The 1,338-nt window shown below is 71.0% G+C and carries 1 protein-coding gene; it reads left to right on the top strand.

Going from position 1 to position 1,338, the window contains the following annotated elements; all coding sequences use genetic code 11:
• Positions 1-243 precede the first annotated feature (243 nt).
• Complete coding sequence (locus ABD330_RS32265) at positions 244-1,320, top strand: IS110 family RNA-guided transposase (RefSeq protein WP_344469875.1); 1,077 nt, start codon at positions 244-246, stop codon at positions 1,318-1,320.
• Positions 1,321-1,338 lie beyond the last annotated feature (18 nt).

Genomic DNA, 1,338 nt, shown 5'->3' on the forward strand with positions numbered 1-1,338 from the left:
CGACTGACAGTGATGATGTTCGTGGTGATGTTGCCGGTGGGTCTGACCCATCGACTGACTGACGCTTCAGCTGTCCTGTTTCGGATTTGTCGGCTCATCGGCGGCATCATCACGCACGCGGCCGGACGGGCGCTGTGACTTCATAGGAGCCTGGCCAGAGGCCCCGTCACTGTCTTGTCCACCCGCCCGACCGGCGCGTGCCGCCCTCGGCTCGGACAAGCGGCAAGGACGGACATGACCAGCATGACGCACGACGGCCCCCAGATCACCGGCGGAGTCGACACCCACGGCCTGACCCACCACGCGGCGGTGATCGACCCGCTGGGCCGGCACCTCGCCGACCAGGAGTTCCCCGCCACGGTCAGCGGCTACCGGGACCTACTGGACTGGATGCGCTCGCACGGCACCCTGGCCGCGGTCGGCGTGGAAGGCACCGGCGCCTACGGCGCCGAACTCGCCCGGGTGCTCACCGCCGCCGGAGTCACGGTCATCGACGTCGACCGCCCGGACCGCAAGACCCGCCGCATGCGCGGCAAGTCCGACCCGCTCGACGCCTACGCCGCCGCCACGGCGGTGGCCTCCGGACGGGCCACCGGCGTCCCCAAGAGCCGCGACGGCCTGGTCGAGGCCGTCCGGGTACTGCGGGTCACCCGCCGCAGCGCGGTCAAAGCCCGTACCCAGGCGATGAACCAGATCCGCAGCATGCTCGTGTCCGCCCCGGCGGCGCTGCGCGAGCAGGTCGCGGTACTGGAGCGGGCCGCACTGATACGCACCCTCGCCCGGCTGCGGCCCGGCGCGGACCTGTCGACGCCGCTCGCCGCGACCAAGGCGGCCCTGCGACGCCTGGCCCGGCGCCACCAGGCCCTGGACGACGAGATCAGCGAACTCGACGCCGAGATCGGCCCACTGGTCAGGCAGGCCGCTCCGGAACTGCTCGCGCTGTTCGGTGTCGGTCCCGAGACCGCCGGCCAGCTCCTCGCCTCGGCCGGGGACAACCCCGAACGGATGCGCTCCGAGGCCGCGTTCGCACACCTTGCCGGGGTCGCGCCGATACCCGCATCCTCCGGCCGCACCCACCGCCACCGCCTCAACCGAGGCGGCGACCGGGCCGCGAACAACGCCCTGCACACCATCGTCCTGGTCCGCATGCGCTACGACGAACGCACCCGCGCCTACGTCGCCCGGCGCACCAAGGAAGGACTCTCCAAGAAGGACATCACGCGCTGCCTCAAGCGCTTCGTCGCCCGCGAGGTCTACCGCACGCTCACCAGCACACCAACCGAACGAATCACGCAAACCGACCTTGCTCCTGCGGCTTGACGTCTATAGGAGCATCCG

This window comes from Kitasatospora kazusensis, from assembly GCF_039529945.1.
In the GTDB taxonomy this organism is placed as follows: domain Bacteria; phylum Actinomycetota; class Actinomycetes; order Streptomycetales; family Streptomycetaceae; genus Kitasatospora; species Kitasatospora kazusensis.